This is a genomic window from Aureimonas frigidaquae, assembly GCF_001463905.1.
GTDB classification, from domain to species: Bacteria; Pseudomonadota; Alphaproteobacteria; order Rhizobiales; family Rhizobiaceae; genus Aureimonas; species Aureimonas frigidaquae.
Genome location: NZ_BBWR01000005.1, coordinates 1 through 12,741 on the forward strand (window position 1 = coordinate 1; position 12,741 = coordinate 12,741).

The window sequence follows — 12,741 nt, forward strand, 5'->3', positions numbered from 1 at the left end:
CGGGAATCAGCCCCGCCTCCAGCCGCTCCAGCCCTGCATAGGCGATCATGGCCGCATTGTCGGTGCACAGGGCCGCCGGCGGCGCCACGAGCTGCGCACCGTGGCGCGCGGTCGCCGCCGTCAGCGCTGCGCGGATCGCCTGATTGGCGGCAACGCCGCCCGCCACCGCAAGCACGGCTTGCGTGCCGGCCGGCAGGACGGTGCGCAGCCGCGCCAGGGCGCGGTCGACGCGGTCCCCCAGGCTGTCGGCCGCAGCCGCCTGGAACGCGGCGCTCAAGTCTGCCACGTCGTTGTCCGACAGCGGGCTCGCCGCCTCGGCGGCCAGCCGCACGGCCGTCTTCAGGCCCGAAAAGGAAAAGTCGAGGCGCGGGTCGCCCTTCATGGGGCGGGGAAGGCGGAACCGCGCGGCATTGCCCGCACTGGCCATCCGCTCGACCGACGGTCCGCCCGGATGCGGCAGGCCGAGCAGCTTGGCGGTCTTGTCGAAGGCTTCGCCCAGCGCATCATCGATCGTCGTGCCCCAGCGCTCGTACTGGCCGAGGCCGCGGACCAGGATGATCTGGCTGTGGCCGCCCGACACGAGGAGAAGGAGATAGGGATAGGCGATCCCGTCGGTCAGCCGCGGCGTCAGCGCGTGCCCTTCCAGATGGTTGATGCCGAGAAAGGGAATATCGCGCGCGGCGGCGATGGCCCGGCCGGTCATCGCGCCCACGATAAGCCCGCCGACAAGGCCCGGCCCCGTCGTCGCCGCCACGGCGTCGAGCGCGTCGATCCGGATGGCGGCCTCTGCCAAGGCGGCCCGCACGATGCCGTCCATGGCCTCGACATGCGCCCGGGCGGCGATCTCCGGAACGACGCCGCCATAGGCGGCATGGTCTTCGACCTGGCTGTAGACGATATTGGACAGGATGCGCGCCGTGCCGTCCGCACCCCGCGCGACGATGCTTGCGGCGGTTTCGTCGCAGCTCGATTCCAGGCCGAGTATGGTTCGGGCGGGCCGCGCGGGCGGTACCGTTCCGCCGGATGCCGGCCGCGTGACGCTGTCCTGCAAGGGTCGACGGCTCCTCATGTTCGCCTGCCGACATAGCGTTTCGCACGGCAAAGCGCCACACCCCCGGTGGGCATGTCGCAACCGGCGGGCCGACCCGCGGCAAAGGCTTCTATCCTGGCTCGAAAGATTCTAGACAAGGCACGCCATCCTCCACGGGCAGGCCAAGGGATACGTGAAGCGCAGCATGACAGACCACCGCAGCTCGAAGGGCCCCATCCGCATCGGCACGCGGGGAAGCCGGCTCGCTTTGGCGCAGGCGCATCAGGTCCGCGACCTCCTGATGGCGGCCCATGGCCTGTCCGAAGAGGACATCGCCATCGTGGTCATGTCCACGGCGGGGGACCGGATCCAGGATCGCGCTCTGTCGGAAGTGGGCGGCAAGGGCCTCTTCACGCTCGAGATCGAGGAGGGGCTGTTGTCCGGCCGCCTCGACCTGGCGGTGCATTCGTCCAAGGACATGGCCACGCAATTGCCGGCCGGGCTGCATCTGGCCGCCTTCCTGGAGCGGGAGGACGTGCGGGATGTCTTCATCGGACGCACGGCGCCGCGCCTTGCCGAGCTTGCGCCCGGGGCGCATGTGGGCTCCGCATCGCTGCGCCGGCAGGCGCTGATCCGGCGGCTGCGCCCGGACCTGACCCTGTCGATCTTCCGCGGCAATGTGCAGACCCGCCTCGCCAAGCTGGAGGCGGGCGCGGCGGACGGCACGCTTCTGGCCCTGGCTGGCCTGAACCGGCTGGGCATGGCGCATGTGGCGACGGAAATCCTCGATGCAGACCGCTTTCCGCCCGCGCCGGGGCAGGGCGCCATCTGCGTCGAGAGCCGTATCGGCGATGAGCGCATCGCCGCGCTGCTGGCTCCGCTCGACCATCGTGCGACACGCCTGGAGCTGACGGCCGAACGTGCGCTCCTTCGGGTTCTGGACGGTTCGTGCCGCACGCCCATCGCCGCTCTGGCGCGATGTGGCGCCGATGACCGGCTCGATCTCCATGGCATGATCCTGACGCCCGATGGCACCGCCATGCACGAGGACCGGGTCAGCGGGCCGGCGGACGAAGCCGAGGCGCTCGGAACGGCGCTCGGCCGCACCCTTCTTGGCAGGGCCGGACCGGGCTTTTTCGAGGGCTGGGCACGGTGATCCGCGTCCTCGTCCTGCGGGAGGCGGCGGCGGCGCGACAAACGGCCGACGCCTTGCAGGCACGGGGGATGGCAGCCCTCATCATGCCGCTGGAAACGGTTGTCCGGCTGGATCCGCCACCGCCGCCCGAAGCCGGCGCCGTGACGGGGTTCCTTATCACCAGCGCGCATGCGATCGCCTGGCTCCAACGCCACTATGCCGGCGATGGACGGCGTGTCTTCGCCGTTGGGCCCGCCACCGCCCGCAATGCCCGCGCGGCCGGCTTTGCCGATGTGGTCGCGGCAGCGGGCAGCGCGCAATCTCTGGCCGCGCTTCTCATGCAGGAGGGGCCGGGCGACGGGCCGCTCCTCTACGCCGCCGGCGTGGACCGCCGGCCCGACCTGGAGCTGGCCCTGGCGGCGGCGGGGCGCGCGGTGATCGTGCGGGAATGCTACGATGTCGTCTTCCGGGCGCCGGAGCCTGCCGAGCGCGCGGCCATGACCGGGGCCACGGCCCCCGATTGCGCGCTGCTTCTGTCGGCCGGGCAGGCGCGCGCCTTTGCGGCGCTCGTGCCGGACGGCATGGTCGGGCCGCGCCCCTATTGCCTGTCGGCGCGGATTGCGCAGGCCCTGCCGCCGCGTCTTCTCCACAATTGCGTCGTTTCTCCCGTTCCGGCCTTGGACGGGTTGCTGGCGATGCTCGAAAACGATCGTTGCAGTCTGGAAACAAGGCGCTACATGCAGTGAGCGCGGCCCCGTCCGGGGGGGCGCTCGCGCCATGATGCGGGGATCGGACCTGATCCTTGCGACGGATTAAAAGTGAGCCGCGGCCGAATCGGCGCCGCGGCGAGAGGGAACGGGAGAAGCGTATGGCGAATCGTCCGCGCCGGTCAAAGGTGGGTGACACGACGCCCTCGAAGACCATCGATCTGACCGCGCAGGAAGCGTCCGGGCCGGATGCGTCGACACCCGCGCCGGCTGCGTCGGACACACCGGTTCCGCCCGTGACGCCACCGGACGCGCCGGCGAGCGTGGACGACGTGGCGGCCACCGCGCCGCCGGCGCCGACGGCCAGCGCCGCGGGCTTCGCCACCAAGGCAGCGGCGGTCACGCCCGAACCCGAAACGGACAGCACCCGGAAGGCGGCGCCCGGAGCGCGCCGCGCGGTGACGACGCCCCTGCCGGCGCCGAGCCAGCAGGCCAGGCCCGCGCCGGGCGAGGGCCTGGCCGACCAGGCCGCGCAGCAGGAGGCGGACAGAACCGGAGCCACAAAGGCCGGGGACGCAACGGCCGCACCCGCCGCACCCAAGGACGACGCAACCGAGCGTTTCGCAGCCGAGGAAGGCTTCACCCGGCCCCTGTCGCATGCGGACCTGTCCGAGTTCGACGATGATGAGACCGTCACCTCGGCAGCCGAGCCCGAGGCGGTGCCGGCGTCCGACCCTGCCCCCTACCGCGAACCCGATGTCCAGCCGGTTCCACCGTCGGCCGGCTCCTTGATCGGGGCGGCACTCGGCGGTGGCCTGGTGGCTCTGGTCGGCGGCGGCATCCTCCTCTATTCCGGCATTCTGCCGGGTCTCCCCACATCACAGCCCGCCGCCACGCAGTTCGCCTCGGCCGGGGAAGTCCAACGCCTGACGGGCGATCTGACGACGCTGCGCGAATCGGTGGAGCAGCTTCAATCGGCCCAGGCCGCCGGCGGCGCGACGACCTCGCCGGTCTCGGCCACCGATTTTGCCGCGCTGAGCGATCGCCTGGCGGCGATGGAGCGCAGCCTGCAGAATGGCAACACCGCCTCCGGCGATCTGACATCCGGGCTCGATGCCCTGCGCGGGACCGTGGACGAGCTCACGCAGAACGTCCAGGCCGCCCGCGATGCCGCGGCCGGCGCGACGCAGACGGCCGATGCCGCCACGCAGGCCGCCACCGGGGCGCGCGAGAGCGCGGACCAGATCCAGCAGTCCGTGACGCAGATGGAAGACCGCCTCGACGCGATCGAGGCTTCGAACCGCCAGGCGGGCACGGCGCTGGCGGCAGCCGGCCTCAAGGCGGCGATCGACCGCGGCGGGCCTTTCGCGCCGGAGCTCGAGGCCTATGCCACCGCTTCCGGCGCGCCGGAAAAGGTCGACGGGCTGCGCGACAGCGCCGCCTCCGGTGTGCCGACCCTGGCGACGCTCCAGGGCGAATGGCCGGATGTCGAGCGCGCCATGCTGCTCGCCTTGCGGCCGGACAGCGCGACCGCGCCGGTCGGCGACCAGCTCATGGCCGGCCTGCGTTCGCTCGTGACCGTGCGCCCGGAAGGGGCGGCCGCCGATACGGCCGAGGGCCCCGAGGGCGCGGTCGGCCGCATGAGCGCGGCCCTGCGCAGCGGCGATCTCGGCGCCTATCTGTCGCAGGAGGAAAGCCTTCCCGACGCCGCGCGTCAGGCGGGTGCGGACTATACGGCCCGCGTGCGGGCCCGTCACAATGCCGATACGCTGCTGGACCAGGCGCTGACGGGCGCCATTTCCGGCAATCCCGTCACACCTGCCACCGCCGATTGAGGCCAAGACATGTTGCGTATCCTCGCATTCTTTCTCGTGGTGCTGGCGGCTGGCCTCGGCTTTGCGTGGCTGGCCGATCATCCGGGCAGCGTCACGGTCGTCTGGCAGGGGCAGGAGCTGCGCACCACCTTCATGGTCGTGATCATCGCCCTGGCGCTGCTCGTCGTCGGGGCCGTCCTCGTGTTCTGGCTCTTGCAGACCCTCTTCGGCGCGCCGGACCGGATTGGCCGCTTCTTCGACGGCCGGCGCCGTGACCGGGGCTATCGTGCCCTGTCCAGCGGCATCCTGGCGGCCGGCGCGGGCGATGCCGCCACGGCGCGCCGCATGGAGCGGCAGGGCCGTAAGCTCCTGTCCTCCGACAAGGAGCCGCTCCTGCGCTTCCTGGATGCGCAGACGGCGATGATCGAGGGCGACCACGCCCGGGCACGGCGCGTGTTCGAAAGCATGGAGCACGATCCCGATACGCGCCTTCTGGCGTTGCGGGGCCTGTACCTCAACGCCGAACGGGTGAACGATACGAGCGCCGCGCGCCAGTATGCCGAGCGCGCCGTGCGCATTGCACCGCATGTTCCCTGGGCCGGCGGCGCCGTCCTGGAACTCAAGGCCGCCGAAGGAGACTATGACGGCGCCCTGGCCATTCTGGAGGCGCAGCGCAATTCCCGCCTGGTCGAAAAGAGCGAGAGCCAGCGCCTGCGCGCGGTGCTCCTGGCCGGCAAGGCGATGTCGCTGGCGGATGCCGACCCGGCCGGCGCGCGCAACGCAGCGCGCGAAGCCCAGAAACTCAGCCCCGACCTGGTGCCCGCCGCGCTCCTGGCGGCCCGCGCCAGTCTGCGGCTGGGCGATGCGCGCAAGGCCCAGAAGGTGCTGGAGGCCTCCTGGCGCGTGGAGCCGCACCCCGATGTGGCGCAGGCCTATATCCATCTGAACCCGGGCGACAATGCCGAGGAGCGCCTGCGCCGCGCGCAGCGCCTTGCGGGCTACCACCCCGACAGCCCCGAATCGCGCCTCGCCGTGGCGCATGCCGCCTTCGAGGCCCGGAACTACGCCCTGGCGCGGAGCGAAGCCGAATGGGTCGCCGAGCGTGCCCCGCGTGAAAACGCCTATCTCCTCCTGGCCGATATCGAGGAAGCCGAAGGCGGACCGGACGCGCGCGTGCGGGCCTATATGCAGCGCGCCTTGCGCGCGCCGAAGGATCCGGCCTGGACGGCGGACGGCATCGTTAGCCGGGAGTGGCGCCCCTTCTCGCCGGCGACCGGCCGGATCGACGCCTTCCGCTGGCGCGTGCCGGTCGAAGGCGATGCCCTGGATGCGCCGCTTCTGGACAATATCGCCATTCCCGCGCGCAGCACTGAGGCAACGCCCGACAGCGGGCAGATCGCCGCGCCGGCCCCCGTTCCGGCCGTGACGGCGCAACCGGACACGCAGCCGACCACCGACGCGACCGATCCCGGGCCCGTGCCGCCGTCCCCGCCGCGGGAGGCGGATTACGCGCAGCGCAAGGACGCGCGTTTCAACCTATAGAATCTTTACATCGCGGCTGCCCTGAACGAACATGGCGGCCTGATCCGCCCTGCCACGATGGATGGTCACGCATGCTGGAGCGCCTCAAGGAGTTCCTGGACGGTCTTGCCCCGGATACGCGCCCGCACGGGACGCTCGACGACGATCCCCGTGTGGCCATGGCCGCGCTCCTGTCGCACATCGCCTCCGCCGACGGAGCGGTCACCGATGCGGAAGCGGTGCGCTTGCAGGACCTCGTGGCGGAACGGTTCGGGATCGACCGCCAGGACGCAGGGCGGCTGGTCGATGCCGGTCGCCGCGCCGATGAGGAGGCGGTGGACCTTTACACCTTCACCAGCGTCCTGATGCGCCATTACGATGAAGAGGCGCGCCTGCGCTTCGTGCGGGCGCTGTGGGAAATCAGCCTGGCCGACGGCCATGTGGGCGAGCTGGAAGACAATCTGATCTGGCGGATTTCCGAACTGCTCGGCGTCTCCACGCGCCAGCGGGTCGAAGCGCGCCAGGATGCGGCCGAGCGGATTCGAGGACATGCCTGACGGCGACACGACGCCATTGCGCCACCGGATCGGATCGGAAGCGGAGGCCGAGCGCCGCTACGAGATATCTGCCATCACCGATGCGCGCCCTGTCCTGGTGGTCCTGCACCAGGAACGGTCGACGCCGGGCCGCGTCGGGCAGATCCTGGAACAGGCCGGCGTGCAGCTTGACATTCGGCGCCCGGTCCTCGGCGATGCCTTGCCGCAAACGCTGGACGAGCACCGCGGGGCGATTGTCTTCGGCGGGCCGCCCAGTGCCAATGATGCCGACCCGCATCTGCGGGCCGAGGTCGAGTGGATGAAGGTTCCCCTGGCGGAGGACAAACCGTTTCTGGGCATCTGCCTCGGCGCGCAGATGCTGGCCAAGCATCTCGGCGCCGCGGTCGGCCCAAGGCCGGACGGGATCGTGGAGGTCGGCTACTACCCGCTGCGGCCCACGCTGGAGGGCCGCCAGCTCCTGCCGCACTGGCCGCCCATGGTCTATCAGTGGCACCGCGAAGGCTTCGGCATGCCGTCCGGCGCGACGCTTCTGGCAACGGGCGAAGCCTTCCCGCACCAGGCGTTCCGCTATGGGCGCAACGCTTATGGCGTCCAGTTCCATGCCGAGCTGACCCTCGCCATGCTCCATCGCTGGACGACGCACGGCCATGAACGCCTGTCGCTCCCCGGCGCGCAGGCGCGCAAGGCGCATTTCACCGGCCGTGCCATGCACGACGCGCCCGTCCGCCGCTGGCTTGAGCAGATGCTGGGCCTCATCTTCGGCGGTCCGGCCGGCCGGGACTGAGCCCCCGCCCCGGCAGCGTCAGGGCGCGATCGCATCGAGAAAGTCGGACATAAGGTCCCGCGCACCGGCTTCCGGCTCGCTTCCGGCCATGACCGCGACGGCGATGGCGATGGCCGAAGATGTCGGATTGTGGCTTGCCGCCCCCGCTCGCAGGTTCATGACCAGCGTCGGGCACAGGAAGGCGGCGAGCCGGATGACCCGGCGCCAATCATCGGGAAGCAGCCCCTGCGCCGCCAGCAGGGCCAGGAGCGGGCGCCAGAGCGCATCGCGCTTGACGGCCAGAAGCGCCTGACGCACCGGCGAGGGGGCGAAGTCGGTTTCGATGTCGATGATGTCGCCGTTGTGCCGCACCCTCGCCGCGTAGCGCTTTTGCGCTTCGTCGGGTTCGTAGAGCCAGACGGGATGGGCGAGGATGTTGTGGAATGTGCTCTTGACCTCGGCCAGGAGGGTCGGAACATGCTCGCCGGCGAAGGCCGGATCGAAGAAGCGAAGCTCGGGCCCGTCCCGGCCCGCCACGTACCAGACATTGGCATTGTGCGCGTCTCCATGCGCGACGACGCCGCCGGCATCGGCAAGGCGCGTGGGCTCGAGGCGCTGGCGGGCGGCATCGAAGAGACCGCCGATCGTATCGCGGTAGAGAATGCCGTTGATGCGGACCCGGCTGGTGGCGAGCGTCGGCCAGTCGAGCTCCGCCCCCGGAAAGGCGAAGCGCTTGCCGACATAGAAGGCGGCGAGGCGCCCCCCGGGATAGTGCCCGGACGGCAGGTCCACGAGCCGGTCGTGGAACAGACGGTGGATGGGCTCGCGCGCGCTGTCCTGCGCGGTGATGGGGTGCAGCGTGCGGGCGAAGACCTCCATGAGGTGGCCTGACAGGACATGCTCCGCACGCGCTGCCGCCGCAATGCCGGCCGGGTCCGCAACCATGTCCAGCGCGCGCAGCACGTCGGAAAAGCGCGGGTCCGACCGCCGCCGATAGACCAGGATCTGCTCGCCCGGCAGGGTCGAGGACAGGACGGGCATGTCCACGGGAAGACCGGCTCGGGCCAGGATGTCGGCGCGGTAATACTCGCCCGACATGGTCTCCTCCCCGTCTTCCTGGTGGAACTTGAAGAAGAAGGCGCCGTCGGGCGTGTCGAAGAAGCCGTTCAGCGAGTTGAGGCTGTACTGGTCCCGGTTGATGGTCACGTTGCCGGGCGCGATGGCGAAGAGATCCTGAAGGAACGTGGCCAGCATCGCCTCGGCCCGGCCATCGCCCGCGCGGGCCGCCGCGCGGATCTCGCGCGTGCGCATGGGGGGCGTCACAGGGGCCGAAATGGGAGCCGTCATGGCCGCCCCGCCTGCAGGGCGTAGCGGCTGCCGAGCCAGCTCCGTTCCCCCACATAGGTAAAGCTGTTGACCGTCGCCACGACACGCCCCGTCCAGGTCTTGCGGTGCAGGACGAGGCAGCAGGAACCCGGCGCGATGCCGAGCCTCTGCGCCGCCTGCGACCCGGCCGGCACGGCACCGATCAGATGCTCGACCTCGGTCATGGGCGTCGCATGCTGGAGGTAGTCGAAGGTCGTCATGGCGGTGAAATCCTGCTGTGTATAGTCGGGCACCAGGTCCGGGTTCACGTGGCGCTCCTCGATCTGCACCGGCACGCCATCCTCGTGATGCAGGATCACCGAATGATCCACCGGACGCATGGCGTCGAACTCGAAGGCCAGCACCACGTCCGGGGCCGGCCGGGCGACGGTTTCCAGCACGAGCACGGCGGCGTGATGTCGCCCGCCGCGTGCGGCGATCTCGGCCGCGATGCTGGTGACCTCGATCAAGGTGGATTGCGGGCGCGCCGGTGCGACGAAGGTGCCGACCCCCTGGATGCGCCGCAGAATGCCCGCCGCCGTCAGCTCCCGCAGGGCGCGGTTGACCGTCATGCGCGACAGGCCGAGCTGGGCGACGAGCATGTTTTCGGACGGCAGGCGGCTGTTGCTCGGCCAGGCCCCGGAGCGGATCTTGTCGAGGACGAGCGTCTTCACCTTCTCATAGAGCGGCGCGGCATCGTCCGGGAGCGTGTCCATCCCGCTGCCTCCGTCCATCCGTCAGCCGCGCGGCTTGAGATAGGTGTCCCGCAGCTCCGACACGGCCAGCGCGTGGGACGAGAAGCCCTCATACTCGGCCAGCCGCCGCGCATGTCCGGCAAATTCCGGATAGGCCGGCGCGGTCACGTAGCCAATGGAGCTGCGCTTGACGAAATCGGTCACCGACAGGGGCCCGAAGCTGCGCGCCCAGCGGCTGGTCGGCAGAACGGCGTTGGGGCCGAGGGCGAAGTTCGCGATGCTGACCGGCGTATGCGTGCCCATCAGGATCTCGGCAGCCTCGGTGATGTGACCGAGATGCAGGAAGGGCTCCTGCGACAGGAGTTCCAGATGCTCGGGGGCGTAGGCATTGACGAAGTCGTAGCTTTCCTCGACCGACCGGGTCAGGACGATGCCGCCATGGCGGCCGCACAGGACCGCTCTGGAGAAGTCGGCCCGCTGCGGGCTCATGCGCGCCCAGTGCTCCGGCAGCGCGGCCAGCGCCTCCTCCGCCACGCGGCGGCTGTGGGTGACGAGATAGGCCGACGAGTCCGGCCCGTGCTCCGCCTCGATCAGGAGATCGAGCGCCGCCAGCCCGCCATGCACCGTATCGTCCGCCAGAATGACCACTTCGGACGGGCCGGCCGGCAGGCCCGTATCGATCACGCCCGCAAGGGCGCGCTTGGCCGCCACGACGAAGGGGCTGCCGGGACCCACGATCTTGAGCGCCGGGCGGACCGTCTCGGTGCCGTAGGCGACCGCCGCCACGGCCTGCGCCCCGCCGACCTTGTAGACGGTGTCCACCCCGGCCAATCGCGCGGCGACCAGCGTCGCAGCATCCACGCCGCCGTCCGGCGCGGGCGGCGTGACGATGGACAGCTCCGGCACACCGGCAACCATGGCCGGCACCGAGGTCATCATGGTGACGGAGGGGAAGGAGCCTTTGCCACGGGGAACATAGAGCGCGACGGACCGGATCGGCGTGAAGCGATCGCCCGCATAGGCGCCGGGGCGGATCTCCTTCAGCCACATGGGCTCGGGCTTCTGCTCCTCGTGGAAGCGGCGGATATTGTCGATGCCGAAGCGGATCGATTCCACCACCGCGCCGTCGACGGCGTCGAAGGCCGCCTCGAACTCCGCTTCGCTCACCTTCAGCCGATCGGGTGATAGGGCGGCCTTGTCGAACTCCTGGCCGAAGCGTGCCAGCGCGGCGTCGCCTTCGGTCCGGACGGCTTCGATGATCGGGGCCACGCGCTCCAGAAAGCTCGACAGGTCCGTCTCGGACCGCGCCAGGAGCGCGCTCCGCTCCGTGGCGCCGAGCGTGGCATAGTCGTGAAACGAGACGTCGGTCATCGAAGGCTTCTCCCGCGCGGGGTGCGCGCGCATCATTTGGATTTCAGGAAGATGTCCAGCCCGACGAGCCGGTCGAGCAGGGCGATGGCGAGCGCCGCGCAGGCGATGAAGACGACCGAGATCGCGGCGAGATCGGGCGTGATGATGGAGCGGATCGAGTTGTAGATCTGGACAGGCAGCGTCACGCTGCGCGCGTCGGTCAACAGAAGACTGACCAGGAACTCATTGAGCGCCAGGATGAACATCAGGAGCGAGCCGGTGATGATCCCCGGCGCGACCGCCGGCAGCGTGATATAGAGGAAGCGCTGCAGGGGCGGCGCACCGCAATTGGCGGCCGCCAGATCCAAATCCGGGCTCAGATTGCTGGCGCTCGCCGTGACGGCCCAGATCATGAAGGGCAGGTTGATCACGCAGCAGGCAAGGCCCACCGGCCAGATCCGCCCCAATATGCCGAGTTCCCCGAAGACGAGCATCATGCCGATGCCAGATCCGATCAGCGGGATGGTGAAGGGCAGGAGCAGGTAGATCTGGATCGACCGGGCGAAGCGCGGCCGGTACTTGGCCAGTGCGATGCCGGCCAGGGTTCCGACGGGAATGGCCACCGCCGTGCAGATGGCGGCGACGGCCAGAGACCGCAGGAAGGCCTGGCGCAGGTCCCGCGCGCCGGCGATCCGCTCGTACCATTGGAGCGAGAAACCCTCCGGCGGGAAGGTGATGATGTTGCCGGCGGTGAAGGAGGCACCGAGCACAACGATGGTCGGCGCGGACAGGATGACGATCGCCGCGATGACGAAGGTCCAAAGGGTGATCGTCTTGCTTCTGGCGTCCATCAGCGGCGCTGCCCTTCCAGAGCGAGGGTTCCCGCTCCGAACAGCATGAAGACGACCCCGACCAGCACCGAGCCGATGGCGACCAGAAGGAGCGTCAGCGTGGCGCCCATGCCCTGGTCCGAGGTGCGGAAGAACTGGTCGTAGATGGCATTGGCGACGAAGTCCTGCGTCCCGCCGCCGAGGATGGCCGGTATGGCGAACTCCGTCAGCGACAGGGTCCCCACGACGAGACCCGCCCCGACGAGGCCAGGCCGGGACAGCGGCAGCACGACATGGCGGAAGGTGCGGACCCAGTCGGCCCCGAGCGAGCCCGCCGCCAGCTCCATCTCTGCCGGAATGGCGGTCAGGGCCGGCGCCAGCATCAGGACGGCGAAGGGCAGCATGTACTGCACCAGTCCGAACAGGACGGCCGGGTAGTTGTAGAGAAGGCGGATCGGCGCCACGCCGACAAGGCCCAACGCCTCGTTGACCATGCCCTGGTTGCCCAGAATGATGAGCCAGCCATAGGCCCTGACCACCTGCCCGATGAAGAAGGGCAGGAACAGGGCGACGAGCAGGAGCTTGCGCAAGCCCGCCGACGGGGTGCGCACCATGACATAGGCATAGGGCAGGGCGAGGATCAGCGTCGCCACGGTGACGATCAGCGCGCCCAGGAGGCTGCGGCCGGCCACGGTGGCGAAGAAGGGCTCGGACAGGGCCCTGCGGTAATTGTCGAGCGTCAGCGTCTCGGACATCAGGAAGGTGCTGGTATCGAGCGTGCGCAGGCTCGTATCGCCGATCTGCACCAGCCCGAGCACCAGCACGCCGACGAGAAGCAGAGCCGGCAGCAGCATCAGATAGGGCAGGCCCGGCGCCAGGCGGGCGGGCCAGACACGGCCCGCGACAGCCTCCAGGCCGTCCATCAGGCGCCAGGTCAGCGGGTAGGCAGAGCGGGATCGACGCATGGTGGGCCT

General features: G+C 70.1%; 12 protein-coding genes. 6 read left to right on the top strand and 6 right to left on the bottom strand.

Features of this window, described 5'->3' with window-relative positions; translation table 11 throughout:
• Positions 1-985: tRNA (adenosine(37)-N6)-threonylcarbamoyltransferase complex transferase subunit TsaD (gene tsaD, locus AUL30_RS05455; RefSeq protein WP_244490724.1), on the bottom strand; the 985-nt coding region annotated here is incomplete at its 3' end.
• A gap of 250 nt (positions 986-1,235) precedes the next feature.
• On the opposite strand from tsaD, the gene hemC reads away from it, so the two are divergent.
• From hemC to AUL30_RS05485, 6 genes are all read left to right on the top strand, one after another.
• Positions 1,236-2,186 (top strand): hydroxymethylbilane synthase, encoded by a 951-nt coding sequence (gene hemC, locus AUL30_RS05460; protein WP_062226867.1) that lies wholly within the window; start codon positions 1,236-1,238, stop codon positions 2,184-2,186.
• The gene (locus AUL30_RS05465; RefSeq protein ID WP_062226868.1) at positions 2,183-2,911 is read left to right on the top strand and encodes a uroporphyrinogen-III synthase; all 729 of its coding nucleotides are present in this window, start codon (positions 2,183-2,185) and stop codon (positions 2,909-2,911) included. Before hemC ends, AUL30_RS05465 begins: the two co-directional genes overlap by 4 nt.
• Positions 2,912-3,033: 122 nt before the next feature.
• Entirely contained in the window at positions 3,034-4,707 is a 1,674-nt protein-coding gene (locus tag AUL30_RS05470) for an alanine-zipper protein (protein ID WP_062226869.1), read from the top strand.
• Positions 4,708-4,716: 9 nt separating this feature from the next.
• Entirely contained in the window at positions 4,717-6,228 is a 1,512-nt protein-coding gene (locus AUL30_RS05475; RefSeq protein ID WP_062226870.1) for a heme biosynthesis protein HemY, read from the top strand.
• Between the two features lie 71 nt (positions 6,229-6,299).
• Positions 6,300-6,764, top strand: coding sequence for a tellurite resistance TerB family protein (locus tag AUL30_RS05480; protein WP_062226871.1), 465 nt, complete (start codon positions 6,300-6,302; stop codon positions 6,762-6,764).
• Positions 6,757-7,548, top strand: coding sequence for a glutamine amidotransferase (locus AUL30_RS05485; protein WP_083507713.1), 792 nt, complete (start codon positions 6,757-6,759; stop codon positions 7,546-7,548). Before AUL30_RS05480 ends, AUL30_RS05485 begins: the two co-directional genes overlap by 8 nt.
• An 18-nt stretch (positions 7,549-7,566) precedes the next feature.
• Here AUL30_RS05485 and AUL30_RS05490 read toward each other — a convergent pair whose 3' ends face one another.
• From AUL30_RS05490 to AUL30_RS05510, 5 genes are all read right to left on the bottom strand, one after another.
• A complete protein-coding gene (locus AUL30_RS05490; protein WP_192843021.1) occupies positions 7,567-8,781 on the bottom strand; it encodes a hypothetical protein in 1,215 nt (404 codons plus the stop codon).
• Between the two features lie 89 nt (positions 8,782-8,870).
• A complete protein-coding gene (gene hutC / locus AUL30_RS05495; RefSeq protein ID WP_062226873.1) occupies positions 8,871-9,608 on the bottom strand; it encodes a histidine utilization repressor in 738 nt (245 codons plus the stop codon).
• Positions 9,609-9,629: 21 nt separating this feature from the next.
• Positions 9,630-10,958 (bottom strand): histidinol dehydrogenase, encoded by a 1,329-nt coding sequence (hisD, locus tag AUL30_RS05500; RefSeq protein ID WP_062227044.1) that lies wholly within the window; start codon positions 10,956-10,958, stop codon positions 9,630-9,632.
• A 32-nt stretch (positions 10,959-10,990) separates the two neighbouring features.
• A complete protein-coding gene (locus AUL30_RS05505; protein ID WP_062226874.1) occupies positions 10,991-11,788 on the bottom strand; it encodes an ABC transporter permease in 798 nt (265 codons plus the stop codon).
• Positions 11,788-12,732, bottom strand: coding sequence for an ABC transporter permease (locus AUL30_RS05510; protein ID WP_062226875.1), 945 nt, complete (start codon positions 12,730-12,732; stop codon positions 11,788-11,790). The genes AUL30_RS05505 and AUL30_RS05510 overlap by 1 nt, the downstream gene beginning before the upstream one ends.
• Between the last annotated feature and the right edge of the window lie 9 nt (positions 12,733-12,741).